Here is a 23565-nt window from a genome sequence, read left to right as displayed (position 1 = left end):
CTTAAATAGAAAATGCACCCCTTTGAAATATCATCGGATAAACCAGCAGTTGGTTTCTTCCAAAGAGCTTCTAAGGAGTGCACTTCAATATCACATGTTATGTTGATGCTTGCTTATTCCTTCGTCACCAGCTTCAGCGGCGCGGGTATTGTCTTGTCTACCGTCTTGCCCTGCAGCACATCGAATGCGGCTTGAACTGACATTTGTCCAATCAATTCTGGTTGCTGCGCTACGGTTGCGGTGAGTTTGCCAGCTTGGATTGACTTGAGCGCATCCTCATTACCGTCGAAGCCAATGACCGGGATGGATTTACCAGAGCTTTGAATCGCTTCGATGGCACCAAGCGCCATTTCGTCATTATGGGCAAACACGGCTTGTACATCAGGATTAGCTTGGAGCAGGTTTTCCATCACGTTCAGACCTTTCGTACGGTCAAAATCCGCGGTTTGCTTAGCTATTACTTTCAAATCAGTATCTGCAAGTTCATGGAAGCCTTTACCGCGTTCACGAGTAGCTGATGCACCAGCAACGCCCTCAAGCTCAACCACTTTCGCCCCTTTACCAAGCAGCTTTTCAATATATTCTGCCGCCATTTTTCCACCTTTTACATTATCCGAAGCGACCAATGCTTTAACATCCCCTTTATCCGAGGAACGGTCAAGTGTTATGACTGGGATACCCAGGTTGTTTGCCGATTGTACAACGGTCGAAATCGCTGCGGAATCAGTAGGATTAATGAGTAAGGCATTGACGCCTTTTTGCATTAAATCATCTACATCGTTGCTTTGTTTAGCCGAATCGTTTTGTGCATCGACTACTATCGTTTCGATGTTATGCTTCTTGGCTTCAGCAACCACCCCATCCTTTAACGAAACGAAAAACGGATTGTTCAAGGTAGAGATAGATAGGCCAATTTTAATATTTTTTAAATCCCCGCCTGTTTGAGGTTTGGCCCAGCTAGGCGGTTCCAGGGAACACCCTGTAGTTAGAATGAGTAAAAGTACGGCCATTAAAATCGTTAGCTTTTTCATATCCATTTCTCCCTTATGCAGATTTCTTCCGGTCGATGAGTACGGCGATAAGAATGACAATCCCTTTCACAACCATTTGGTAAAAGGAAGATACGCCGAGCAAGTTGAGTCCATTGTTCAAGGTACCGATAATTAGTGCACCGATCAATGTACCTACAATGCGACCGCGGCCACCGGAAAGGCTTGTACCACCAAGGACAACTGCTGCGATCGCGTCCAGTTCATAAGATGTACCGGCAGTTGGCTGCGCGGAGTTCAGTCGGGACGTCAGGATGGCACCTGCTAATGCGGACAGCATGCCTGCCAGAGAGTAAATCATAATTTTAACACGGGACACTTTAATACCAGAAACGACGGATGCTTTTTCGTTGCCGCCAATTGCATAGGTTTTACGCCCAAAGGAGGCTTTGTGCAATATCACCCACAGAATGGCAAAGGTAATGATCATCGTAATCGCAGGTACCGGAATACCGAGTAAATAGCCGCGGCCGAACAATTGGAACATTAAGCTATCTCCGAGTCCAGTAATAGGATTACCGTTGGTGTAAACGAGCGTCAAGCCTCTAAAAATCGTCATCGTTGCCAGCGTTGCAATAAACGGCGCCATCTTCCCTTTGGTAATCATGAGGCCGTTAACCATCCCCATTACGCCGCCCAGCAAGCAGCCAATGATAATGGCCAGAATCGGATCAAATCCGGCTACCATCATATTGGCGACAAATGCACTGGACAGTGCCAATATAGAACCGACGGACAAGTCGATGCCACCTGTTAAAATAACAAAGGTCATACCAAAAGCAATCAATGCATTAATAGAAACCTGCCGCAGCAGATTCAAAATATTAAGTGGTTCTAAGAAGCTTGGATTCAGAACCGATACAATAATAATTAGAATAACCAGGCCGAGCAGCGGTCCTAATTTTTGCGTAACCTGGGAAAGCTGAAAGCCCTTGGATGTTTTTGAGTCATTCATTGTTGTCATGTTACTGTCCCCCTGTAGCCAGCGTCATTATTTTTTCCTGCGTTGCTTCTTCTTTACTCAGCTCTCCCGTTATATGGCCTTCGTGAACCACAACGATGCGGTCGCTCATACCAAGCACTTCCGGCAGTTCGGAGGACACCATAATAATCGCAACGCCATGGCCTGTCAGTTCATTCATTAGTTGGTAGATCTCACGCTTGGCTCCGACATCAACGCCACGGGTGGGCTCGTCCAAAATCAAAAGCTTAGGACCAATACCTATCCATTTTGCGATAACCACCTTCTGCTGATTACCACCAGATAGATTGCCCGCAGCTGTTTCGGATGAATGCGTTTTGATTTGCAGTCGTTTGATCAGTGCATCCACGAAGGTCTTTTCTTTCTGCGATGAGATTAGTCCCTTGGAGGTAAAACTGCTAAGACTAGGCAGCACCATATTGTCTCGTACAGAGAAGTCCAGAACCAATCCTTCATCTTTCCTATCTTCTGTAATGAACCCAATCCCCAGTTTGACTGCATCAACCGGCTTTTTGATCATGACTTTTTTTCCAAACAAGAGAATTTCTCCACTATCCAGATGATCCAGACCGAATAAGGCTCTCATAATCTCGGTGCGTCCAGAGCCCATAAGCCCTGAAAAGCCTACAATTTCACCGCCGCGGACCTGGAAGCTAACATCCTCAAACAATCCTTTACGCGTTGCATGCTTTACTTCAAGCACAACTTCACCCGGATTCGGATTTCTCCCAGGATAGCGCTCTGTCAATTCTCGACCCACCATTTTCTTGACAACCTCGTCAAAGCTGGTATTCGGAATTTCCTTCGTATCTACGGTCCGCCCATCCCGCATGACGGTGATTCGATCACAAATGGCGAATATTTCTTCCATTCGATGCGAAATATAAACGATGGATACGCCTTCTTTTTTTAAGGACTCTATCACTTCAAACAGCTTCTGAATTTCTCTCTCGGTTAGTGCTGAAGTCGGTTCATCCATGATAATCACTTTAGTATCCGTTAGCAGCGCCTTGGCAATTTCGATCATCTGCTGTTGGCCTACCGAGCATTGTCCGGCTTCTATGTTCAGCGGAATGTCGACAGAGAGCTTTCTGAACTGTTCCTTTGCGAGCGCCTTCATTTCGTTTCCTCTAAGAAGCCCCCAAGAGGAAGATATCTCCCGACCGATAAACAAGTTCTCCAGCACCGTCATATCAGGCCATACATTGAGTTCTTGATGGATAAAAGCGATACCTTGACGCTCTGCTTCTTTCGGATTTGCAAAATACGTTTCCTTACCGTCGATAAGGATAGTTCCTTCATCTCTAGCGTGCACCCCGGTAAGAATGTTCATTAGTGTAGACTTACCCGCACCGTTCTCGCCCATTAGGGCATGAACCTCTCCTTCGTGCAGGTCAAAGTCAACACCGGACAATACTTGATTGCTGCCAAAGGCTTTGTGGATTCCATTCATTCGAATCTGCATAAAGGCTCCTCCTTATGAACCAAAATAGACGCCAGCTTGTAAAATGATGTTCGCATACGGTTTGGCTTCACCTGTACGAATCACGGCTTTAGCCTTTTGCGTCTGCTGCTTGAATTCTTCGTGAGGACATTGCTTAATCGTCAACCCATCGAATTTATGCTCTATAAAATCAAATGCTTCTTGGTTGCTCCATTTCATCTCTTCTGCAATAATAACCTTTTCTATTTCCATATCTGATGCGATGGCATTGACTGTTTCTTCAAAACTTGGAGACCCAAAAGTTAGTGCCAAATCGATCTTCTTAACTCCCTCCGGGATAGGGAGGCCGACATCAGCGATCACAATCCTATCGGTATGACCTAGGTCGGACAGCACCTTGGATATATGACTATTCAAAATTCCATGCTTCTTCATATTACATTTGCGCCTCCACTTCTTGACGCTTCGGCATACCGCCCTGTGCCCCGAACTTCATCACGGACAAGGAAGCAGCACGGTTGGCAAACCGAACGCTCTCGAAAATCGGTTTACCTTCGGCCAACGCAACAGCAAAAGCGGCATTGAAAGTATCCCCTGCCCCTGTCGTATCGACCGCTTCAACCTTGTAAGAAGGAACGAGCACTTCTTTTGTACCATCAAAGTAACGGACACCTCTGCTGCCTTCGGTTATAAATAGTTTGTTTGGATATTGGCGCAGTGCTTCAGAAACGGTCAAATCTGCAAATATAAGCTTGGCTTCATGCTCATTTGGCGTTATATAAGCTGCATTCTCTATAACCTCTTCTTCTAGAGGTCTAGCTGGAGCAGGATTCAACAGCAATGGAATGCCAAGTTTTTTGCAAACTCTGCTAACATGAGTCACGGTTTCTTCTGGGATCTCCTGTTGAATCATCACCATGTCCGCTCCTCTGAAAGCATCCATGGACCTATCGATATAGTTTGGTGTTACCTCATTATTTGCAGCTTTAATGACAATAATACTATTATCGCCTTCTGCTAGTGTGATATGCGCTGTTCCACTTTCCAAATGTGTAACCGGTTCCACATGGTCGATAGTAACACGATTGTCTTTAAAGTTATTTAAAATTTGTTCACCGAAATGATCATCCCCCACTCGTCCAATCATTGTCACATCGGCACCAAGTCGTGCTGCGGCAACCGCCTGATTGGCACCTTTTCCTCCAGGGACAGTTTTGAAGCTCTCGCCGAGAACCGTTTCACCGGCTCCCGGACGCTTGGATGATGTCACAACAAGATCGATTGATGAGCTTCCAACTACAATAATTTTAGCCATGCTGCTCCACCTTTCTGGTCGTATCCCGCTCCGTGAACGTAACGGGCATCTGTATTGTTTTGTGATCTACATTTTGCGTTTCAATTAATTGTATAAGTAAGCCAGCTGCCGCTCTTCCCATATCGTATGCAGGCTGACGTATCGTCGTAAGTGACGGTGTCAGCAGGCTGCTGAGCGGAATATCGTCAAATCCAATGATTTGAACGTCATCCGGTACCTTCTTGCCTAACCGGAGGGCTTCATGCAGAACCGCTGTTGCAACGATATCGTTGCTGGCAATAATCCCGTCGGTATCGGGATACTGTTCAAACAGCTCTTTGGCCCAGGTACCCGCCTCTGTGAATGAATAAGACGATGTTTGGACCACGTTAAATGAAATACCCTGATCTTTCAATATATCAATAGCACCTTGATAACGATCCTGTGCCGGACGGACATGTTTAGGGCCTTGTATAATCGTAATCTGACGGCTGCCGCGGGCCACGATCTCATGAGCGGCAATTCTTCCGCCTTCTCGTCCATCTGAGTATACGGATGGGCGATTATCCGCAGTCCGATCGAGAAACACCACCGGAATATTCAGCTTCCGGTATGTATCCGTATCGGGATGATTTGTTGAAGCAATCACGCCAACCACGTTATTTTGTACGAACGTTTGGATATATTCTTTTTCCTTTTTCGTATTCTCATCACTGTTGCCAATAATAATTCGAAAATCATTCTCATGCATCTCATCTTCCACCCCACGAGCAAGCTCGGGAAAGAAAGGGTTAGTGATATCGGGAAGAAGCAAGCCGATTAGCCTTGATTTTCGTTTATATAGAGATCTTGCGACCTCATTTGGCGTATATTGCAGCTCGGTGATAGCAGCTTCAACCTTCTTGCGAGTATCTTCGTGCACATAGCCAATTTCATTAAGCACCCGTGAAACGGTTGCTACCGAAACACCAGCATGCTTGGCCACATCTTTAATGGTTGCCATATCATCTTCTCTCCTTAATGTGGAACCGGTTACACATATAAAATATCACAGTGCCTCTCATTTGGCAAGTCGGAATCTTATCCAAATCAGAAATTGACTTTCTAGCAGCTGACTTTTGGGATCCTTCGATTGGGGAGAAAAAGAGAAGATAACCACTTCACATAGGTTCCGTAGTTATCTTTCATTTTTATATTTTACAGAGAGACAAGATCACGAGACAAGCGATTAAGTCGCTCGCAGCCGTTTTCCGTAACTAATACCATATCCTCAATCATAATCGAACCAACACCGTAGCCGTAATACGGCGTCTCCAAACAAATCACCATGCCCGGGCGGAATATTGTACTCTCGGTTGGACTTAAGAATGGGGGCTCTTCGGCTGCGAGGCTCAAACCCGCGCTATGCCCCAAATGGCCACGGTTGTAACCTGGAAGGCCCGAATTACGAATCAGGTTCATTACCTCGTCAAAAACCGATTGCATTGATCTTCCTGGTTCGATGAGCTGCAGGAGCTGATCGTGACCGGTTCTAAGTGCATGGTAAACCCGTTCGATCGTACTGGAGGGAGCTCCCAATACAAACGTGCGAGCAATATCCGATCCGTACCCTTCTACATCTACGCCTACGTCAAATTTTATCAAGTCGCCAGTCTTACTTGGAAGCGTCTCGAACAGATGCTTCGGGGCGAAGCTCTCTCCTACGGAAATCATATGGAATCGCGAGGTTGATCCCTCTTTGTTCTTCATGAGAGCCTGCAGATAAGCGTGAGCTATGTCGGCTGCCGAGCTGCCTACTTGGATTCTCCGTACGGTTTCGGCAATACCTTCTTCCGCATAAGCACAGCTCTTGCGGAGTCGATCGATTTCCCAAGGCGTTTTAATGGCACGAAGCTCGGTAAAGACGGGGCTTGCTTCCACCAGCTCCAGATTTCCAACCACATCACGCAGTGCCGTTACGGAGGGATATCGCATCGAATTCAACTCTACAGCGACGCGCCCCTCCGGAATTCCGTTCTCCTCCAGTATTTGACGCAGGATGTCGAACATCTCCTGCACCTGGTGGGCCGTAGGTCGTTTTCCTTGGAATTGTCCGCCCTTCAGCCCTAACGGGTCGTCGACATCCACCCACGTCGGATAAGTTCTCACTTCGCAGCCTGGCAAGTCTGAAGGAACGCCTGCCGCTTCGAACTCATTCATAATAATCACGGTTTTCCGGTCAGGATTACGTAGCATGACGGCGAGTGCTACTTCGCTCATTCGCAAGGTATACATAAACGTGCTAGGATGACCGGACAAATAATAGAAATTCTCACAACTGGATGCTACCAAAGCATCCAGCTTCTCTCGTTCCATGATTAACCTTGCTCTCGCGGCAATTTCCTGTAGATGCTCTTCCTTGCTAGGAACCATGATATCACCACCTATTTATCTATTCTCGATTTGCCTCAGAAATTTACGGGCACGCTCCGTCTTAGGATCAGCAAAAAACTGGTCGGGCACGCCTTCCTCCTGAATTTTACCTTCACTCATAAAGATAATCCGGTCCGCAACCTCCCGGGCAAATCTCATCTCATGGGTGACAATGATCATTGTCTTCCCTTCCGTCGCCAACTGCTTCATGACCGAGAGTACCTCTCCGGTCAGCTCCGGATCGAGGGCGGATGTCGGCTCGTCGAACAGCATCACCTGCGGCTCCATGGCAAGAGACCTTGCAATAGCTACCCGCTGCTGCTGACCTCCCGATAAACGGGAAGGATATTCATGCTTCTTCTCCAAGAGGCCTACCTTGGAAAGTAGGGCTTCTCCAAGCTGAACGGCCTGCTGCTTGGGCATTTGTTTCACAGTCATTGGAGCCATCGTGACGTTCTCCAGCGCGGTCATATGCGGGAATAAATTAAAGGATTGGAACACCATGCCTGTCAAGGCACGAATGTTCCGGACCGCTTGTATTTTAGCCTGACCGTCCATCGATGCTTTCCACACGGCATCGCCTACCCGAATTGTTCCTTCGCTTGGCTCCTCCAGCCCATTGATACAGCGCAGCAAAGTGCTTTTACCTGATCCGCTCGGGCCGACCAGTACCACGATTTCTTGAGGACGAATATGTAAATCGATATGTTGAAATACGAGAAGCTCCTGAAAGCTTTTACCGAGATTGTTTACTTCGATCATCTTGACGCACGCCCTTAATAAGCTTTGGATAACTTTTGTTCAATGCGGTTGAGAATATTGGAGAATACCGTACTCATCACCCAATACATAAAGGCAATAGCAATATAAAAAGGCATCGCTACGTAATACTGAGCCATCAGCAATTGAGCCGTGCGGAGCAGCTCCGTTACCGTGACTACAGAAACGAGCGACGTTTCCTTCAACATCCCGATAAACGTGTTGCCCATCGGTGGAATCGCAACCCGAGCTGCTTGCGGCAGTACAACCTTCCGCATCGTTTGCCAGGGGGACAGCCCAAGCGACAGTGCCGCTTCCGTCTGTCCTTTGCTTACGGAAAGAATAGCTCCTCGGAACGTTTCGGATAAATAAGCACCAATGTTAATACTTAGCGAAATATAGGCCGCTGTTAGCGGCCCTAATGTTATTCCGTAATCGGGTAATCCGTAATATACAATAAAGATCTGTACAAGGATCGGCGTTCCGCGAATGACGGAAACGTACCCTTGAGCCAAGCCGCGGACAAGCCTGTTTCCCTTAAGCCGGGCGATCGCCACAATTAAAGCGATGATAAAGCCGAATACCATGGAGACGAGTGTAATCAGCAAGGTATAGTAGGCGCCTGTTAAAAGAAAAGGAATGTTGTTAAAGACCAGCTCCATCCGTTCATCCTCTCCATTCCATGCCGGTTAAATGTTTGGATCCACCCCAAACCATTTTTGGAAAATGCTCTTGAACGTTCCATCGGACTTCATATCGTCCAGTGCTTTATTGATGGCATCCAGAAACTCTGGATTGTTTTTGGGGATTGCGATGCCGGCAGCATCCTCTTTAATAGGTTCGCCTACCGTTTTGATTTTGAATTGATTTTTTTCCACCAGCGGCTTGATCGCGAATACGTTGTTAATTGTCGCATCGATACGGCCAACATTTAGATCCGTCAAAGAAGTAATGACGTCATTGTAGGTCGCAATTTCAAAGCTCCCGACTTTGGGTAGAACTGTATCTCGCAAATATTTCTCATCGTTCGTGCCGAGCCCCACACCAACCTTCTTGCCCTTAAAATCGTCAATCGACTTAATTGTCGTATTATCTGCCTTCACGATTGCATTCACGGCATTTTTAATATATGGCGTAGAGAAATCCATCGTTTTTTTGCGGTCGTCAGTAATCGTAACCTGGCTGACCAACGCATCATACTTCCCTTTTTGTAAGCCTTCGATCAGACCGGAAAATTCCCCAGTGATGAATTCGGCCTGAACTCCCAGACGTTTAGCGACTTCTTTGGCTACGTCTGCGTCGAATCCATCCACCTCATGTTTATCGTTCAAAAAGTTATAAGGGGCATACGTTCCCATCAAGCCCACTTTGAGCTTTCCGGTTTTCTTCACTTGCTCTAACAGGTTCGCCGAAGCCGCTGTTCCCGGAGCTGTATTGCCGGAAGCATTATCGGACGGTTGAGCTGGTTTTCCACCGCAGCCCGCAAGTGTGATAAGGATGGCACTTAGCAAGGTTACGGTTTGAAATAGTTTTATGGATTTAGCCGACATGTTGGATTCCTCCTGAAAGCTTCTTTTTTAATCTTGATTCGATCATTTCAATAAGCTTTTCTCCAAGACAAGCTGTCTTTCATCAAAAAGGTTTCGTAACGCAACTTTTTTATTATCTCAATAATCCACAAATTTCAAACATTACCTTAACATTGGGAACTTGCTGTTTCACAAGCGATAAGGCAATAATCCGAACACATGAATGATTGTTTGCTGCGCCACTCCCTGAAAGGCTCAAATATAGTTAATGGCATTAATTATGATTTGCAGTACCACGCAATTGAAAAATAATGTTAAAATACTAGAGTTAGCAAGAAAATCTAGCCATTCGTATCGTGTAATGAGAAGCGATAGAACTGATTGAAGCGGAGGAATAAGGATGAGTCTCGAATCATTAACCCGTTACTGTTTATCAAAAAAAGGTACCAAAGAGGAATACCCTTTTGGCGACGATATATTAGTAATCAAAGTATCTTCCAAAATATTTGCTTTCCTTTCAGAACGAAACCATCAGCCGAACATCAGCTTGAAATGTGATCCATTTATAGCGGATAACTTAAGACAACAGTACCCTTCAGTTACTCCAGGCTACCATTTAAATAAAAGTCATTGGAATACGATTATCTTAGACGGTTCCATTCCAGAGCCTGAATTATACAGCATGATTGATCATTCCTATGAGCTTGTTTTTAAAAAACTAACAAAGTCGGAGAAAGACGCCGTTCTCCAAATAAATACCTCAAAGAGTTTCAAATGATTATTCTGTTAATAAGAAAACACAACAGGCCGCCTTCAAAGGCAGCCTGCTTCTTCTTATCATTAGCACTCATGCGAAGGGATCACGCATAGTATACCCAATACCTCGTCGAGTGATGATGTACTTATGAACCCCTGGATCATCTTCAATCTTTTCTCTTAAACGGCGAACAGTTACATCAACGGTACGAACATCCCCGATATAATCGAATTGCCAAACTTGTTGGAGTAAATGCTCTCGAGAGAATACTTTATCTACATGCATAGATAAATAGAGCAACAATTCAAACTCACGATATGTAAGTTCGACTGCTTTTCTCCGTTTGATCACAGTATATTCGCTTGGATTTATAGTTAATTCCCCCACAAAAATCATGGATTCAGCGGGTTCATCTTTTCTATCATTCACTTTGTTACGACGAAGATTTGCTTTTATTCGGGCTAGTAATTCGCGATTACTAAACGGCTTTATTACATAATCATCTGCACCCATTTCCAGGCCTAGTACCTTATCTAGCACAGTATCTTTAGCAGTAAGCATGATAATTGGGAATTGATGCTTTTGTCGGACCAGCCTGCATACCTCAATACCATCAGAGCCAGGCAACATCAGATCAAGTAACATTAAATCAGGTGGTTGATTTAAGGCAAGTTCTATCGCTTCGTCACCGTTATAGACACAGGTAACTTCATAACCTTCTTTTTCTAAATTAAATTGAATAATCTCAGTTATTGGTTTTTCATCTTCAACGATCATGATTCTTGGCATCCATCTATCCCCCCCTGATCGCCCTACTATTTAAAGACGGACATTACTTGCTCTCATAAATTAAAAGCGGATCCTCCTTAACTGTGAAGAAAGCGATGAGGTCGATGTACCGTCAAATCAAAACCTAATTGTTACCCTCAATGTATATTCTATATCCTAGCTTCCTTTCCTTCCATATCATTCCACTTGCATGCAAATTGTGTTTAAAAAGAGAAGCAGGTTTCTCTGGTGTATATTCTGGAGTTTTAACAAAAGGCTGCCGAGTGGCAGCCCCTTAATGATTATAAGTTACAATCAAATAAAATTATTATATACACAAAAAAAGTCACATCAGAAATTCCTTTAGTAAGATGAAGTTCGCATTTACATATTTCACGAATTTATTAGGGACAATTAGCCGCGAATCAATTCGTAATCATTGCCTGCAAGTGTATTAAAGACCAACAGAGAGCCTTTCATCGTTACGGGTTGGCTGCCTTCTTGAATCCAATTAACTTCTGCTTCACCCCAAGGATTTCTTACTCGGCATGTGCCTCCAAGTGTAGAGTGGATTCTCACAAAAGATACGACCCCTTCCCGAATCGAGGACGTCACGTTAAAGCCGCCATGGCACCATAAAGAGAATTCTCCTTCCCAATCTGCAGGACATGCAGGGAACACTCGGATCACAGACTCTTTTCCCGGACCAGGGGGCTGACTTTGACAAAGTGCCGATTGAAGGGCTGCCGCCGCATTGCCTAGCCGCTGTATACTTAAGCAGTTCACTCCCTCACGAACCGTCAGTCGGTTGTCGAAAAACTTCACTCTGCCCGTATCAGCAAAGTAACAGTATTCTCGCTCCGCGTTGACGCACTCCAACTGTGCCAACACTACTTGTTTGAATGGTTCTGCGAGTCCCATATGTGCAAGCACTCGTCCTGTACCCGACATTTCGTACGCCGCACGACCCCAATCATGATCAATCAAAGTCTCATAGTACTTGATGGTAGCTAAGGTAGTTTCATATAGCTCTGGTCGGTCATAGGCTGTCTCCAGTGAAGATAAGTCACCAAACCGCCCAGGTTTCAAATCTACATTGCTCTTGTTATCCAGTACCGGGCCGATCGCACCAACCCAGACAACGGGTTCGCCTTTTTCGGTTCTCAGAACGGCATCCGGCTCGTCACTTCTAGGTAGCGGAGCAAGATTATCGTACAGTTCCTGCCAAACTGGTCTCAACTCTTCGTCCGTGTCCAATATCTGCGCCGCTTTCAGGAGAACAGGAAAAATGGTATGCATCGCTGCCATCGAATCCATCGTGTTTTTGCCATCATAATATTTTTCGTCACTGGTTGTGTGATAGATGTTATAAGTTCCGTCTACATCCTTCTTTAAGTTGGGAAAATGGCGGAAGAACTCAGCAGCTCCGCTAATAATGGGATATGCCCGCTCCCGGAGCCATGCTTCGTCTTTCGTATATTCGTAGTACAGCCAGTAATGATAGGCAATTCCGACTTGGGTGCCGAACATATGAGTCGTAAAGCCGAACGGCCCGAAACCACGCTCTACATACTGAAATTGACCATCTACGTATTTCTCAAGATACTTCCAATTCCAACGACTTTCATGCGGCCGCTTAGGATTAGCGAAATCACGGAATCGATCAGACATTTGATCCCATGGCTTCCGCAGCAGGTACAAGTCTCTCATCTCCTCCGCAATGTCATCGGGAAGCTCTTCCAATCCGTTAAATGTTACAACCTCAGGAATGTAGATACCCTTGCTTCCCCACTGCTGCTCAGCTGCCTTTACACAAGAATCATACATTCCCGTATACATGTTGAAATACGGCTGAAAAAGCTCATTATGGCCTGACGGGAGCACCGCATTATAATACAAATTCATGTTGTTCCACCAATGCATGGCTCCCCAGTGTCTCAGATCTCCACGCGGACTAAGCAGCATGCCTCCAAAATTCGGTGGATACAGCGCTCCTCTGGAGTTGGATGCCATCAAATACAGGTAGTAGGTGTAGTGAAGCTCTACAAATTCAGCCGTTCCATCTTCACTGCTTAAGTGGATATAGGATTTCTCCCAAAATTGGTTCCACCACGCTTTGTGCTCCTTCAGCATGTGATCAAGCCCTGTGTTTAGAGCTTGTTGTACTTGCTTTATGGCTACGGCAACAACATCCTCCTCTTCGTCAAAGCTGGCAGCGCTACCGATAAAAATATCGAACGTGCCTTGACCAGGCTTCAGGCACAAGCGCATCTCGGTTTCATTCGGTTGGCCGATAACCTGGCTCTTCCGATATCGCCCGACAGGCTCCCTGCCGCCGAACTCATCGTTCATACGAGCTCTACCTTCGCGTCCATAGATCCCAATGACAACGGCGGAGCTGCAGTAATGACTTCCCTCCTGGAATACCTGCTTGAGTACAATCATCTCATTCACCATACTTAGCGTTGATACAGCCGAATGATTCTTGGTCACGACTTCTGCAGGCCTCAGCATTTTTAATTTGATATTGATGCCTTGAGGCTCTTCTCTCTCATCGAGCACTCTAACCCCAAAAACATCCTGATGAGCGGAAGCGAAAGCTTCCACTTTAACCTCATCCCCTCGGATCGATGCTATTCCATCATACAGGCTTAATTGCTGCCTAATGCTTTCATCCTGAAACACGTCTGCCCCAAAATCTACGAAATCAATATCCACAAATGCACTTGCATATGCATAGTCAGTATGCCTCTGATTGAAGCTGTTAGTATTGCAGTCATTGGCGTATACGTCTGCCCGGTTGATTTGAAATTTCAAAGCAGAGGGAGAAGTCCAAACCAGGCTGCCCATTCTACCATTTCCAATAGGCAGTCCTCCCTCACTTCGTTTCACTGTATGGTTATAATGTAAGTCTCCATGCGAGACAAGCTCCCTATAATCCATTATGAATTCACGCTCCCAGATATGATTGATAACTTCGCTTCAAAGGAATGAAACATAACTATTACCCTGATCCAGCAATGCCACAACTTGTCTTCACTTCTTATTTTTATTATATAGATCGGTGTACTCTTTAATGACGAGGGCAATATTGAAGGCCAGTATTTTTAAAAAGTAGCTTTTCTTTGTCATGATCATTCTCCTATCCGGTGATAGTAATGTATCCGGAAACGAGCTATAGAAACAGGTCAAGCCCTAGTCAAACCATGGAGGTTAGGCTAAGGCTTGATGTTAATTAAGCTGTTACTTTGTGAACAGACCGACAAATCCGCCGCCGCTGTTTAGTTCAATTGCCAACGTTTCGGTTCGTTCTGAAGTGATATTCTCAACGACAACCGCTCCGTCGTCTTCCATATTGTCATGCACGAAGACTGCCTTATATGTCCCCTCACCAAGGAAGGATAAGGGCACTTGGATTTTTTGGGCAGGACCGGCACTCATGACCGCTAATATCCATTTCTCACCGCTCCGCCTTGCGAAGATCGTCAGCTCCCCAATCCTCGTCTCCGGCAGCACTATTGTCTCATCCCATACAGCCTGAATGCTTTTGATAACTTCCACTGCAGGATTATCCAACACACTCTGCGGATGCGCAGCAATCGTCAGCATCGGACTGTGAAACGTTGCAAGGCATGCGATCTGGTGCGCCCAAGTAGAATCCCTCCTCCGTTCTGTGAAGATCATCGTTGTGTAATCCGCTGGTCCAGCTAAATAGCGAGTGAAAGGCAGAATCGTCTCGTGTCGTGCCCGCTTCATCAACCCGCTTGATTCCATGCCTCGAATTCCTTCATAGATCATGGCATTCGGCCAAGTCCGGATGAGGCCAGTTGGCTTGTTCGAGCCATGAAAATTAAGTACAAGCTCGTACTCCGCAGCTAATCGGAGCAGTTCCTCGTAAAGATCAATATTTTCCTTGGCCTCATGGTCAAAGAAGTCGATCTTGGCACCGCTCACACCCAGTCGATGCAGCCGTGAGAAAAACTGTTCTCGGCTCTCCTCAGTCCGTAACTGATTGCTGTGCCTCCAGAACATGACTCTTACGCCTAGAGCATTCGAGTAATCCACAAACTCCCGGATTTCTTCGTCAGACCAGCGGTAGGCGAAGCCCTCCAGAATGTGATATTTGGCATCAATTTCATTAGCCATTTGGGAGAAGCGTTTCATCAGATCCAAAGGGCTGATACCTTCCCTTGGCTCGTAATTCCTGTCCAGGTAATCCCATACGGCGAGGCCTGGCTCCACCCAAGGCGTCTCCACCTGTTGAGGGAACAGTCGCGTGTCCGCCTGAGGACATAGATTGTGCACAATATCACAGTTCACAAGCGTGTTTAAGTCACGAGCCACCAACACCACACGCCAAGGCGTGGTCACAGTGCCGTTAACCGAAGCTGGCGTAGCCAGACGCTTTGCCTCTTCACGCCCATATCGAAGCTCATACGGATAATTTATCGGATGACGATGAGCGAGACCAATAACCCAACCACGCCTTCCGTCACTTTCCAAGGCCATTCCGCTATAATTCACCAGATTGGCTTCAGTTATAGCACCATACCCCTTATTATCTGGCAGCTGGAAGGTCAATGGAGGGCCGCTCCACTGACCCGATAGGGTATTGGACACTTCCTCTTTGGCATATTCAGCTTCGTAGTGTCCTTCCAGCCCGTGGAACCAGATCGTAGAGCCTGCTGGAAGGATGAACTCAGAAGCTTCGTCCGGTACTCGAACATCCTCTGCCTCACCTGCAACGACATGACGATAGGCTATACCATCATTAAATACCCGGATTTCCAAAATATAAGAAGTCATGCTTAGATCATGGGTAAGCAGCATCTTCACGCCATTGCATAGATTGGTTGCTGTGCTATGGGCGCCGTGCCACGCATAGGTTTCGTCTATGTTGTACGTTTCGAGTCCACCAAAAATGACACCCGAAGATAAATGGTAACCGTCTACTATCATGTGTAATGCGGATGGCTCAATGACGATGGTGTCATCTAGTGTCACTTTGAAGTTCAACCGCTCCGGATTGGAACCCACGATGAACTTCACTCTGCCGTCTGGACTGACGACCTCAACCTCGTTCAACGGTAGTACCCGTTGTGTTCTTCTTGATGGCTTCTCTTCCTCATTCAATTCAATCGTCGATTTCGCTCCAGTTTGCATGTAGTTTACCTCCTAAAAGTAGAATAAAGTTTTCATCTAAATTAAATCTACTCACATACATCCCTCACTTTTGCAAGCGTCTTCATTTTAGTGCACTATCACCGAGCACATGAAAGGACGAGCTAAATTCCAATAAGTATGCTGGACATGCAAAGTTCCACCATGGTTGTAGGTTCCACACTAAATTATGCCTGTCCCCATCGCCAATCCTATCTTTATTTTATAACACTCACTCAAAAAGGGAATGTCTTTTTCCAAGGTATTTGTGCATTTAATTAACTTTTTTCCTGTGCTGTTCTTTCAGTCAGCATACTAGAATGCCAAGTGTATGAATGGTACATCCCAATAATACTTTTTTTATTATCTGAACGATTATCTATGATTTAACCCAATTAGGAATAAAATGTCCAAAGTATTTTCCGATTTTCTCGACTTCAGTCATTATGCTACTTACCCCAATATCAGACAAAAACCAGTTTTCCTTGGTAATTCCAGCCCTGTCGACTACAGGCGAGATCAAGATTTCCATAATCGTTTCGTTTCTAGTAATGCGTCTTCATTGAATTCCATCCTGTAGATATCGGGTTTTGAAGTCTTTAATAAAAACTCCAAGTCGTATTGACGGTCAAAGTATCCCATCATTAAGGTCATAACTGCTCCATGAGTTCCTAGTACAACTTTCTGCCCCTTATGTTCGTGTAGAATCCTTTTTAAAACGGCGATAGAACGATTCTGACAATTCTTAAGAGATTCTCCTCCAGGCAGCGAAAAGTCTGGTTCAGTGAAAATCTTCTTTACGGTTGGATACAATTCCTTTTCAGCCAATATGGCATCCTCACTTAAAAAGACCATTTCTCTAAGATCTTCAAAAACTAATATTTCTTTACCTAAAGACTGGGCCAATTCCTCAATGGTTAAAAAGGCCCTACTATAAGGACTTGAAATGAACGTGTCTATACCCTCATCTTTCAATATTTCAGTTATTTTATGGGCATCTGCCTTCCCCTTGTCCGTCAGTCCACGAGTTCTCTCGTTCCCTCCTGCTGTTTTAGGTGAATCTCCGTGCCTAACCATATAAATAAAGGTTTTCATACATAACCCCCACATCATAATATTGTTGTGTTAACGGATAATAACTGATTTCCTGATCCCTTATATGTAAAATAATGTATGCAATAACAAGAGTTATTCTAGCATAATCGGCATAATCATAATAGTCCATTAACCAAACTACTCACTTAGAATGAATGATCTTGATAAAATAAAGATCGCTCTCCTCTTTTGTCCTGATTTCCAGGTGGAGAGCGACCATTTTTAAATGATCAGTCGAACGTACGAGTGAGAGCCGTATTTCTTACACAGCCCCAATCTTAGGCCATGCTAGTTCGACGCCATTCGCCGTAAGCAATGCTTGAAGCGCTTTGAGTTTATCTGTGCTAGCCCGAACCTCACTAGGATTGATGCCTTGGTCTAAGCAAAAAGCAGCAGTATAGCCTGCGGACTCCCCAATATTCCATTCAACTGGGTGAAGTCTGTAACAACCGTTCGTAATGTGAGTGGTTCCAATATTCTTGCAAGCAGCCAGCAGGTTCTTAACCCGTTTGGGAATTAGGCTGCCCAGTGGGATCTGAAAAGGTACCGAGGAGATATCAAGGAAATTATGTCCCCGCATAGTAGGATGCAAATCGATTCTGTAGCAACCTATGCCTACGCTGTCCGGAAATTCTTCGGCCCCACGCTCTTCTCGTATTGCTGCACTGACATGCTGCTCGAGAACCGTGAATTCCGCTTTGATCCTGCGCGATTCCCTAATATACGGCGCTTGGGCCATTCCATCAGCTGTTCCGACGACATCTGGGCGAAGCCTTAATCCAGGATAACCCCTCCCCCCATCAGGACGAGGTGCTTCCGTTTGCAGCCAATATAATAAAGAAAAACTTAACTGTTTCGCTTGATGCAAATGCTTTTCGACTTGCGAATCAGGCACATCATAGATGTTGCCAAGAAAGTAATCGTGCTGCGCCCAATTGACTAATGAAATATCGGATGGATACGTTCCTGCTGTGAAGTTCGCTCGATCTACAATACGGCGATAAATAAACAAAGGATATTTATCCGTACCGGGAAAAAGAGTCTCTTCCGTCGGTTCCAGCGTCTTGGGATCGGGTGATACCCAATTTAATTGCGGGTTTGGCCAGAACGGCGCTTGAAACGAACGCCAGAACTCGTAATCTTTGGGCTTATCTATTACATGATTTTCACCTTCAAAATAATCCATGGCAAAGCAGAAAGTAAATGCTTGGATATTCTGAGGATCTGCAGGGCCATCCAGTGCATGGGGTTCGTTTGTTTCTTGTTTCGATTCTGCCCCAGTTACGTATTCTACTTTTGCAAGCGGCAGAACATCTCCGCATTCCGTTGCATCCAGAAAATAAGGTGCCTGGACAGTCAGTGTCTCCCCATTTTCTTTTTTTACGGAGACAGCTTGGATCTCGTTTCCTTGGGTATACGCCTTTACTATTCTACAACGTGTATGAATGGCAAGTTTCCCACTGTTAACGAAAGGTGCAAGCATCTGCTGCAGCACGGCATGCATGACGCGCGGTTCGGCACATAACCGGCTTACGCCGCCGTTACCGGGATTTAAATAGTACGCCGAATGCCCGTACTCCGATAACGGGTAGTTCTGACGGTAGTAGTCCCTCACCTGATTTCGGAATTTGCGATAGTTTCGCGTACAACCGAACTGCTCAATCCATTTATGTTCATCTGGGGGCACTGCCTGACTCGTCAACTGACCGCCAATCCAATCGTATTCCTCGCTCATGAACACTTTTTTTCCCAAACTGCATGCGGCTAACGCTGCGGCACAACCTCCTACCCCTCCGCCAATAATAGCAATATCTGCTTGTATATTGGTTTCCTTGTTCATTCATCAATTCCCTCCTTAAGGTATATTTGTTTAATTAACCCTATTCCTATAGACGTAAACTTTAATTCTTAAGTTGCAAAAAATCACTTGACCCTTACACTAATGTCAGGGTTTATACTAAATGTGTATCGTTCGAAAAGGAGGTGCTTCGCTTGAAAATTGGGGAACTGTCCGCCCGAACCGGTGTAAGCATTCGCTCGTTGCGCTATTACGAGCAGCAGGGTCTGCTCACTCCAGCCCGCCACGGGAACGGTTATCGAGAATATTCGCCGTTCACGGAAGAACAAGTACAGACGATTCAGTTTTATTTAAGCCTCGGTCTGTCAACAGAGCAGATAGCCGGTTTTCTACAGTGTGTTTTGAAAAACAAGGAAGCCTTCTGTCGTGAAGTACTCCCCATTTACCGACAGAAGCTTGCGGAGATTGATGATCAGATCCAACTGCTGCAAAATATCAAGTCGAATTTGGAGGATCGCATCCACTCCATCCTAAAAGAACAACAAAACGATGATAAGGGAGAATGAGCTATGAACATGCACGTTGACAATAATACGTCTTTTCGGGATAAAATACGCTTAGAAGGTGTGACGCTCGTCGAATTTGGCGCCGTTTGGTGCCCACCATGTAAGGTACTGCTGCCGATTCTCGAAGAGCTAGACCGCGAATATGAGGACAAATTATCGCTTGTGAAAGTGGACTGTGACGATTCGCCCGAAGTTGCTGCCGAGTACGGGATTATGTCGATGCCAACCGTTATCGTGTTTCACAACGGAGAACCCGTTGAAAAGCTGGTCGGGCTCCGACCGAAGGGTGTGTATGAGACGCTGCTCTTGCGTTACGTATGACTAAGGTTTTCATATTATGGATTAGATCAACTCAAGGAACACAAAAAGCCGTCCTCCATAGGCGGCTTTTTGTGTATTCTATCTCCTCTTCATAAAGGAGTCACATAAATTGTGTATATTGAGATGCTAGTTAATTATAATGAAACATTTTTACGTAATTTGGGCAAATAAGGTACGACCCGATTCATAGCTTCTTGCTTTTGCTTATCCCCAACGTGAGTATATATTTGGGTAGTTTGAATACTTGAGTGCCCAAGTAATTCTTGTAATGTCCTTATATCCGTCCCAGCAATTACCTGTTGGGTAGCAAATGTATGCCGCAATTTATGACTGCTAAGTGGCTTCGACTGAAGCTCATTATACTTCTTTTTGAGCACTGCGAAGTTGGTTTCAGCAATTTTTTGAATCATTCGAATGGTTATCCTTCGTCCAAACTGAGAAATAAAAAAAGCTTGCTCCGTATCCTTTTTAGGTTGAATACGTTCTTCAAGAGCTAAATTAAGAATATACACCAACTGCTCCGGAAGCGGGATTGTCCTCCATTTTCTCCCCTTACCATTAACTTGTAACACGTTAGTCGATTTTTTAAAGTCTGAAAGATTCATTTTAGTCAATTCACTAACACGCAGCCCAGCATAACTCATTAGAAGGAACATCGCTACGTTTCTGATCTGGTATTTGCCTTCGATGGATTCAATAAAAAGGGATAAGATATCTTCCTCCAGATAGGAAGGGATCTGTTCTTTTTCAATTTTCGATTTTTTTATATGTAATGCTGGATTAGCTAAAACATACCTGTGCTCTACTAAAGCGTTGAAGAATGTGCGAACAGATGATAAATATCGGTTCCTCGTCGAGTCTCCCGCTCCCCGCTGCCGTACTTTAGTGAGAAAGCGCATAATGTCAATGGACTCAATCTCTGTTATGGCCTTTGGCGAAATCGATTCTAAGAACTGTCGCGTATCTCCGAGGTAAGCTTTTTGCGTTTGGGAAGTAAAACCTTGATCCTTCATCCAAATATCAAAAAAATCCAGTAGTTCATCATCGAAGTATGTTGAGCCCATTAAATTTCCCCCCTCTCTTCTGTCATGAATCTCTATTTAGAAGAAATTTATACTATAATTATAGTAGTATGTAGTGATCATTGCACTAAAAAAATCGTTTAGAACTCAAATTACGCTAAACATTGATTTCGCGTAATTTTTTTGAAGCAAAATTGGTCTGTAATGTGGTTCAAATTAGGTGCTTTTCTCCCCTTTTAGATGAGTAAAAGGCTGCCGAATCAGATCGGCAACCTCGTTGTCTTTTTATAGTTCAATGATCTTCGTAGCGATATTTTTACAAAATTCACTGTCATGCTCCACAAAAAGAATGGTTGGTGAGTATTCAAGCAGTAACTCTTCAATTTGCATGCGAGAAATAATATCGATGAAATTAAGTGGTTCATCCCAAATATGCAAATGAACTTTCTCACAAAGACTTTTTGCAATTAGAACTTTCTTCTTTTGACCGCCGCTAAATGATGAAATATCCTTCTCGAATTGAACTCTTGAGAAATCAAGTTTTCTTAAAATAGATTTAAAAAGACTTTCATCAATCCCATTGTTTTTAGCGTAATCTGTTAACGTACCCTGTAAATGCGAGGTATCCTGTGATACATAGGATATTAGAAGCTGACTTCCCTTTCTGAATGTGCCAGAATAATCTATATTCTCACCGCAAATAAGTTTGATAATACTTGATTTTCCAGAACCATTTTTACCTGAAAGAGCAATTCGATCACCTTGCTCAATTGTGAAACTTATATTATTACAAACCATCTTCTCATCATAATAAATCGAAACATTTTCAAGTTCAGCTAATTGGTTTTTATGAAAAGCTAGTTGTGTAATCTTTAAGCTGTCTGAGCTTTCAATATTTTTAAGCAGGTTAGACCTTTCTTCAATAGCAGATTGCTGTCTATGCTCAATGGTTTTAGATCGTTTCATCATTTTAGCAGCCTTGTGACCAATATACCCTTTATCAACTTTCGAACCGGAATTCCTTGTACCGTTTTTCGTTTTTTCCACTTCGTGTGACCAATTGCTCGTTTGTTTAGCAGCATCCGATAAGCGTTTAATGTCTTTTCTTAGCTTTTCGTTCTCGGCGAGTTCAAAGTGATCTTGTCTCTTTTTATTTTCCCACCAATCGGAGAAATTCCCTTTTTGGATCTCTATGTGATCCTTATTGATTGATATTACGTGATCTACACAATTATCAAGAAATGACCTGTCGTGAGACACCAGAATAAATCCGCTTTTGGTATTGAGATAATCGCTCACAAGCTTTCTTGCATTCATATCAAGATGATTGGTGGGTTCATCAATTAACAGAAAGCTATTTTCCTTAAGAAATAATGTAGCGAGCAGCACTTTCGTTTGCTCTCCGTTGGACAGTGAATCAAAGGGGCGATATAAAACATCCTCAGAAACCTTAAGCAATGACAGCTCACGCATTAATTCCCAGTGAAGATAGTCTGGATAAATATTGTTAATTATATCGAGGGTATTATTTTCTTTGTGTTCGACATGGAAAGGGAAATATTCAAAATCGACATTAGCCGATATATGACCGCTGTATTCAAATTTACCAAGCAACAAGTTCAGAAAGGTTGTCTTCCCTCTTCCGTTTCTTCCTGTAAACCCTAATTTCCAATCCGTATCTATTTGAAAGCTCACCTTCTCAAATATGTTGTCGTAGCTGCCTTCATAGGCAAACGTCAGGTTTGTAACCTTGATTATTGACATGAAATTATCCTCCTGTATCAAAAAATAAAAGCTACAAGAAAGTTACTTCTTGTAGCTCAAATAAATACAGCAAATCCAACCCACATTGGTGGAATTAGATAAGGATATTGTTTGAGTGAAAAGATATAGTAACTTTCTTGCATATAAAGAATAAAACATGCGAAAACAAATCGCATTTGTGGTTTTATTGTTTTATATATTCGCAAGAAAAATTACATTATACTTTTCAACTCCACTCATTAAATTAAATGTATCTTATCATACTCACTTTGTAATTTCAACATTTAATCCATGATAAGCGTTTGGTTTAATTCTTCTCAACTAGGTTAAGAATGACCTCTTTCTAAATCCACTATTTTTGTTAACCGGCTCCTATATGGATTATATGTGATTTACAGAATGGTAATCCTGACGTTAGATGAACTATGATTTATGACAACCACCACACCCATTTGCACATGTATGCACCCTGAATTACCTCAACCACAAAAAACCTGCCCTTGACATATCGACAAGGACAGGCTTTCGTCATCATACTATAGCTTTACAACGTTCTCCGCTTGGGGTCCACGTTGTCCTTTAACAACATTGAATTCTACGCGTTGCCCTTCGTCCAAAGATTTAAATCCATCGCCTTGAATCGCTGAGAAATGAACGAAGACATCGTCCCCAGCTTCCCGTTGAATGAAGCCAAATCCTTTTTCCGCATTAAACCATTTGACAGTACCTGTTTCCATGAATAGATAACCTCCAAAGTATATACATTATGTCCACCATAAATCTGGGGAATCACAAATCATTATACATCATTAAAAACGCAAAATCTGTTGAAACTTGTCTTTTTC

General features: G+C 44.2%; 21 protein-coding genes. 3 read left to right on the top strand and 18 right to left on the bottom strand.

Annotated elements, in window-relative coordinates; genetic code table 11:
- Positions 1-113 precede the first annotated feature (113 nt).
- The 10 genes from rbsB to QMA13_RS16465 all read right to left on the bottom strand — a co-directional run bounded on the left by rbsB (position 114) and on the right by QMA13_RS16465 (position 9490).
- A complete protein-coding gene (gene rbsB, locus QMA13_RS16510) occupies positions 114-1031 on the bottom strand; it encodes a ribose ABC transporter substrate-binding protein RbsB (protein ID WP_282943422.1) in 918 nt (305 codons plus the stop codon).
- 13 nt (positions 1032-1044) lie between these two features.
- Entirely contained in the window at positions 1045-2013 is a 969-nt protein-coding gene (rbsC, locus tag QMA13_RS16505; RefSeq protein WP_282942670.1) for a ribose ABC transporter permease RbsC, read from the bottom strand.
- 1 nt (position 2014) lies between these two features.
- A complete protein-coding gene (locus QMA13_RS16500; protein WP_282942669.1) occupies positions 2015-3496 on the bottom strand; it encodes a sugar ABC transporter ATP-binding protein in 1482 nt (493 codons plus the stop codon).
- Positions 3497-3508: 12 nt separating this feature from the next.
- Positions 3509-3910, bottom strand: coding sequence for a D-ribose pyranase (gene rbsD / locus QMA13_RS16495; RefSeq protein ID WP_282942668.1), 402 nt, complete (start codon positions 3908-3910; stop codon positions 3509-3511).
- Position 3911: 1 nt separating this feature from the next.
- Entirely contained in the window at positions 3912-4790 is an 879-nt protein-coding gene (gene rbsK, locus QMA13_RS16490) for a ribokinase (RefSeq protein WP_282942667.1), read from the bottom strand.
- A complete protein-coding gene (locus tag QMA13_RS16485; protein ID WP_282942665.1) occupies positions 4783-5772 on the bottom strand; it encodes a LacI family DNA-binding transcriptional regulator in 990 nt (329 codons plus the stop codon). The genes rbsK and QMA13_RS16485 overlap by 8 nt, the downstream gene beginning before the upstream one ends.
- 194 nt (positions 5773-5966) lie before the next feature.
- A complete protein-coding gene (locus tag QMA13_RS16480; RefSeq protein ID WP_282942664.1) occupies positions 5967-7181 on the bottom strand; it encodes a M24 family metallopeptidase in 1215 nt (404 codons plus the stop codon).
- Between the two features lie 15 nt (positions 7182-7196).
- Positions 7197-7943 carry an amino acid ABC transporter ATP-binding protein gene (locus QMA13_RS16475; protein WP_282942663.1) on the bottom strand — a complete coding sequence of 249 codons (747 nt, stop codon included), beginning with the start codon at positions 7941-7943 and terminating at the stop codon, positions 7197-7199.
- 14 nt (positions 7944-7957) lie between these two features.
- The gene (locus QMA13_RS16470) at positions 7958-8602 is read right to left on the bottom strand and encodes an amino acid ABC transporter permease (RefSeq protein ID WP_282942662.1); all 645 of its coding nucleotides are present in this window, start codon (positions 8600-8602) and stop codon (positions 7958-7960) included.
- 27 nt (positions 8603-8629) lie between these two features.
- On the bottom strand, positions 8630-9490 hold the full coding sequence (locus tag QMA13_RS16465; protein ID WP_282942660.1) for a transporter substrate-binding domain-containing protein: 861 nt from the start codon (positions 9488-9490) through the stop codon (positions 8630-8632).
- A gap of 379 nt (positions 9491-9869) precedes the next feature.
- Between QMA13_RS16465 and QMA13_RS16460 the strand changes: the two genes are divergently transcribed.
- Positions 9870-10247: an MmcQ/YjbR family DNA-binding protein gene (locus QMA13_RS16460; RefSeq protein ID WP_282942659.1), complete on the top strand. Its 378-nt coding sequence runs from the start codon at positions 9870-9872 to the stop codon at positions 10245-10247.
- Positions 10248-10316: 69 nt separating this feature from the next.
- Here QMA13_RS16460 and yycF read toward each other — a convergent pair whose 3' ends face one another.
- The 5 genes from yycF to QMA13_RS16435 all read right to left on the bottom strand — a co-directional run bounded on the left by yycF (position 10317) and on the right by QMA13_RS16435 (position 19089).
- Entirely contained in the window at positions 10317-11015 is a 699-nt protein-coding gene (yycF, locus tag QMA13_RS16455; protein ID WP_282942658.1) for a response regulator YycF, read from the bottom strand.
- 393 nt (positions 11016-11408) lie between these two features.
- Entirely contained in the window at positions 11409-13937 is a 2529-nt protein-coding gene (locus QMA13_RS16450; protein WP_282942656.1) for a glycosyl hydrolase family 95 catalytic domain-containing protein, read from the bottom strand.
- 300 nt (positions 13938-14237) lie between these two features.
- On the bottom strand, positions 14238-16157 hold the full coding sequence (locus tag QMA13_RS16445; protein ID WP_282942654.1) for a glycoside hydrolase family 97 protein: 1920 nt from the start codon (positions 16155-16157) through the stop codon (positions 14238-14240).
- A gap of 516 nt (positions 16158-16673) precedes the next feature.
- Positions 16674-17249: a histidine phosphatase family protein gene (locus QMA13_RS16440; protein ID WP_282942652.1), complete on the bottom strand. Its 576-nt coding sequence runs from the start codon at positions 17247-17249 to the stop codon at positions 16674-16676.
- A gap of 262 nt (positions 17250-17511) precedes the next feature.
- Positions 17512-19089 carry an FAD-dependent oxidoreductase gene (locus QMA13_RS16435; protein WP_282942651.1) on the bottom strand — a complete coding sequence of 526 codons (1578 nt, stop codon included), beginning with the start codon at positions 19087-19089 and terminating at the stop codon, positions 17512-17514.
- A gap of 152 nt (positions 19090-19241) precedes the next feature.
- Here QMA13_RS16435 and QMA13_RS16430 point away from each other — a divergent pair, with 152 nt between their 5' ends.
- Both QMA13_RS16430 and QMA13_RS16425 read left to right on the top strand, forming a co-directional pair.
- Complete coding sequence (locus QMA13_RS16430) at positions 19242-19613, top strand: MerR family transcriptional regulator (RefSeq protein WP_282942650.1); 372 nt, start codon at positions 19242-19244, stop codon at positions 19611-19613.
- Between the two features lie 3 nt (positions 19614-19616).
- Complete coding sequence (locus tag QMA13_RS16425) at positions 19617-19934, top strand: thioredoxin family protein (protein ID WP_282942648.1); 318 nt, start codon at positions 19617-19619, stop codon at positions 19932-19934.
- Between the two features lie 134 nt (positions 19935-20068).
- On the opposite strand, the gene QMA13_RS16420 is transcribed toward QMA13_RS16425, so the two are convergent.
- From QMA13_RS16420 to QMA13_RS16410, 3 genes are all read right to left on the bottom strand, one after another.
- Complete coding sequence (locus tag QMA13_RS16420; protein WP_282942647.1) at positions 20069-20998, bottom strand: tyrosine-type recombinase/integrase; 930 nt, start codon at positions 20996-20998, stop codon at positions 20069-20071.
- A 243-nt stretch (positions 20999-21241) separates the two neighbouring features.
- Complete coding sequence (locus QMA13_RS16415) at positions 21242-22720, bottom strand: Lsa family ABC-F type ribosomal protection protein (protein WP_282942645.1); 1479 nt, start codon at positions 22718-22720, stop codon at positions 21242-21244.
- Positions 22721-23256: 536 nt separating this feature from the next.
- Positions 23257-23457, bottom strand: coding sequence for a cold-shock protein (locus QMA13_RS16410; protein ID WP_282942643.1), 201 nt, complete (start codon positions 23455-23457; stop codon positions 23257-23259).
- Positions 23458-23565 lie beyond the last annotated feature (108 nt).

Origin of the sequence: Paenibacillus sp. RC67 (assembly GCF_030020805.1) — a bacterium.
Taxonomy (GTDB): Bacteria; Bacillota; Bacilli; order Paenibacillales; family NBRC-103111; genus Paenibacillus_S.
The sequence above is the reverse complement of the archived record's forward strand: the minus strand, read 5'-3'. Positions and strand labels throughout refer to the sequence as shown.

Coding starts and splice junctions, on each gene's coding strand:
- yycF (WP_282942658.1), bottom strand. CDS start 11,015: ATGCCAAGAATCATGATCGTTGAAGATGAAAAACCAATAACTGAGATT.
- QMA13_RS16420 (WP_282942647.1), bottom strand. CDS start 20,998: ATGGGCTCAACATACTTCGATGATGAACTACTGGATTTTTTTGATATT.
- QMA13_RS16460 (WP_282942659.1), top strand. CDS start 9,870: ATGAGTCTCGAATCATTAACCCGTTACTGTTTATCAAAAAAAGGTACC.
- rbsB (WP_282943422.1), bottom strand. CDS start 1,031: ATGAAAAAGCTAACGATTTTAATGGCCGTACTTTTACTCATTCTAACT.
- QMA13_RS16450 (WP_282942656.1), bottom strand. CDS start 13,937: ATGGATTATAGGGAGCTTGTCTCGCATGGAGACTTACATTATAACCAT.
- rbsK (WP_282942667.1), bottom strand. CDS start 4,790: ATGGCTAAAATTATTGTAGTTGGAAGCTCATCAATCGATCTTGTTGTG.
- QMA13_RS16445 (WP_282942654.1), bottom strand. CDS start 16,157: ATGCAAACTGGAGCGAAATCGACGATTGAATTGAATGAGGAAGAGAAG.
- QMA13_RS16410 (WP_282942643.1), bottom strand. CDS start 23,457: ATGGAAACAGGTACTGTCAAATGGTTTAATGCGGAAAAAGGATTTGGC.
- QMA13_RS16500 (WP_282942669.1), bottom strand. CDS start 3,496: ATGCAGATTCGAATGAATGGAATCCACAAAGCCTTTGGCAGCAATCAA.
- QMA13_RS16415 (WP_282942645.1), bottom strand. CDS start 22,720: ATGTCAATAATCAAGGTTACAAACCTGACGTTTGCCTATGAAGGCAGC.
- QMA13_RS16485 (WP_282942665.1), bottom strand. CDS start 5,772: ATGGCAACCATTAAAGATGTGGCCAAGCATGCTGGTGTTTCGGTAGCA.
- rbsC (WP_282942670.1), bottom strand. CDS start 2,013: ATGACAACAATGAATGACTCAAAAACATCCAAGGGCTTTCAGCTTTCC.
- QMA13_RS16425 (WP_282942648.1), top strand. CDS start 19,617: ATGAACATGCACGTTGACAATAATACGTCTTTTCGGGATAAAATACGC.
- rbsD (WP_282942668.1), bottom strand. CDS start 3,910: ATGAAGAAGCATGGAATTTTGAATAGTCATATATCCAAGGTGCTGTCC.
- QMA13_RS16440 (WP_282942652.1), bottom strand. CDS start 17,249: ATGAAAACCTTTATTTATATGGTTAGGCACGGAGATTCACCTAAAACA.
- QMA13_RS16465 (WP_282942660.1), bottom strand. CDS start 9,490: ATGTCGGCTAAATCCATAAAACTATTTCAAACCGTAACCTTGCTAAGT.
- QMA13_RS16480 (WP_282942664.1), bottom strand. CDS start 7,181: ATGGTTCCTAGCAAGGAAGAGCATCTACAGGAAATTGCCGCGAGAGCA.
- QMA13_RS16435 (WP_282942651.1), bottom strand. CDS start 19,089: ATGAACAAGGAAACCAATATACAAGCAGATATTGCTATTATTGGCGGA.
- QMA13_RS16475 (WP_282942663.1), bottom strand. CDS start 7,943: ATGATCGAAGTAAACAATCTCGGTAAAAGCTTTCAGGAGCTTCTCGTA.
- QMA13_RS16470 (WP_282942662.1), bottom strand. CDS start 8,602: ATGGAGCTGGTCTTTAACAACATTCCTTTTCTTTTAACAGGCGCCTAC.